Annotated in this window: 3 protein-coding genes; all 3 read left to right on the forward strand. The window is 38.4% G+C overall.

Annotation, left to right across the window (positions count from 1 at the left end):
• Nucleotides 1–725: sensor histidine kinase (locus tag ACZFYI_RS19095; protein WP_462525713.1), on the forward strand; the 725-nt coding region annotated here is incomplete at its 5' end.
• Nucleotides 722–1,462, forward strand: coding sequence for a LytR/AlgR family response regulator transcription factor (locus ACZFYI_RS19100; protein ID WP_462525714.1), 741 nt, complete (start codon nucleotides 722–724; stop codon nucleotides 1,460–1,462). The genes ACZFYI_RS19095 and ACZFYI_RS19100, both read left to right, overlap by 4 nt.
• A gap of 341 nt (nucleotides 1,463–1,803) precedes the next feature.
• The gene (locus ACZFYI_RS19105; RefSeq protein WP_462525715.1) at nucleotides 1,804–2,280 is read left to right on the forward strand and encodes a nucleoside deaminase; all 477 of its coding nucleotides are present in this window, start codon (nucleotides 1,804–1,806) and stop codon (nucleotides 2,278–2,280) included.
• Nucleotides 2,281–2,438 lie beyond the last annotated feature (158 nt).

Consider the following 2,438-nt stretch of genomic DNA (forward strand, 5'->3'; position numbering starts at 1 on the left):
CAAGGCCAAGAAACTTGTATTGGGATATTTCCAGCCTTTTGATTTTTTACATGTCCGTCGGCATCAGCACGAGCATCGGCGCAGTCCAAAAATGGCAATCTGACGAAAAAATAAGGCTTGAACTCCAACAGCAGCAGATCAATTCCGAACTTTCCTACCTCAAAGCACAGATTAACCCGCATTTCTTTTTCAATACTCTCAACAATATTTATGCATTGACGAATATTGATGTTGAAAAGGCAAAAACAGCGTTATTGAAACTGAGTAGGATGATGCGTTATGTACTGTATGAAACGGAAAAAAACCATACGCTTCTTTCTAAGGAAAATGAGTTTATAAAAGATTTCATAGAATTGATGAAACTGAGACTTACAGGCAAAGTAAAGCTTGAAATCCGGATTCCTGATAAAATAGAAGATGCAGAAATCGCTCCGATGCTCCTTTTACCTTTTATTGAAAATTGCTTCAAACACGGCATCAGTTCCCAGCATGGCAGCAATATTCTAATTTCACTTTCAAAAGAGAAAAACTATCTTGTATTGCATACCGAAAATACAATCTTCAAATCAACCGAAAATACGCCTGAAGGAAGTGCAAGCGGAATAGGTATGACAAATACCATTAGAAGACTTGACTTACTCTATCCTGGCAAATACACGTTGGATATCGACCAAGAAAACGCTGAAAACCAATTTAAGATAACTTTGAAACTTCAGCTCTCATGACAATCAAATGCATTGCGGTAGATGATGAGCCTTTGGCTTTGGATATGGTCTCCAAATTCATCGAACAGACTTCGTTTCTCAGCCTGCAATCCAAATTTGATAACGCCATACAGGCTTTGGGCTATGTGAACCAAAATGAGGTTGACCTCATTTTTTTAGACATTCAGATGCCTGACCTTTCGGGAATGGAATTAGCCAGAATCCTTGATGGCAAAACCTCCACCAAAAAACCAAAAATCATATTCACTACGGCCTACAACCAATTTGCGGTGGAAGGATATAAGGTAGATGCCCTCGATTATCTTCTCAAACCATTCAGTTATGAGGAGTTTTTGAAGGCAGCTACAAAAGCCTACCAATTTTTTGAGAATCAAAGTAAAAACACGGTGGTGAAAGTAGAAACAGAGAAGCAGGTGGATTATATTTTTCTCAAAGTAGAGTATCAGCTCATTAAGGTAATGTTGAAAGATATCACCCATATCGAAGCCTACAAAGATTATGTAAAAGTCCATTTAAAGGACAAGCCAAACCCCTTACTCTCTCTGACAAGTATGAAAAGCATGGAGGAACTACTCCCCTCAGACAATTTCATGCGTGTACACCGTTCATTCATCATCAATCTAGACCATATCGACTCTGTATCCAGAAACGTCATCCACATAGGAAATGCCCAGATCGTGGTCAGTGAAAATTACAAAGATGCCTTTATGGAATTTTTGAATAAATGGATTGGGTGAGGGGATGGTTATTGGTTGCTATTGTTGTAATTGTTGTAGTGGTTGTAATTGTTGTAATTGTTGTCAGGCTGTCATTGTTATCGAGTTGTCAAGTTATCGGAGAATTGGAGTAGTGGTAAATGGTTATTTGTTTAACTGATTATTTCATCGAAGATTCGTGCTCTTCTTGGTACTTGATACTTGGTACTTGGTACTTAATACTTGGTATTCAGTTCTCGTCTCTCGCTTCTCGTCTCTCGCATCTTGATACTTGGTTCTTGATACTTTGTACTCAGTTCTCGTCTCTCGCTTCTCGTTTCTCGGTTCTTACTTCTTGATACTTGATACTTAAAAAAATTCCCATGGAAGAAACCCACGAAAAATTCATGAAAATGGCTATTGCACTTTCCCGGTTCGGAATGGAACAAGGAAAAGGCGGACCATTTGGTTGTGTCATAGTAAAAGACGGAAAGGTAATCGGCCAAGGGTATAACTCCGTCCTTGATACCAATGACCCTACCGCACATGCAGAAGTAGTCGCTATCAGGGATGCCTGCAAAAACCTCGGTAGTTTCCAACTGACCGGCTGTGACATGTATACCTCTTGTGAACCCTGCCCGATGTGCTTAGGGGCAATTTATTGGGCCAGGCCATCTCGGGTATTTTATGCCAATACCAAAAAAGATGCTGCTGCCGTTGGCTTCGATGACCAATTTATATATGAGGAACTTGAATTACCGTTAGATGAAAGGAAAATTCCATTTTCCCAAATCCTCAAGGAAGAAGCCAACCAGGTTTTCAAAAAATGGGTTTTAATAGATAATAAATCCCTTTATTAAAAAATCTGTTTAAAAATTCATAAAAAGACAAGCCATAATTCTGAACCTTGCACCCAGATTCTGTTTTTTTAAGAAAAATTTTTTCTATTTTTTTATAAATGTGATTTTCATCACTGTTTAAGGCTTTTTTGAACATTACATTTATTGTACACAAAAAA

The organism is Aquiflexum sp. (assembly GCF_977115555.1).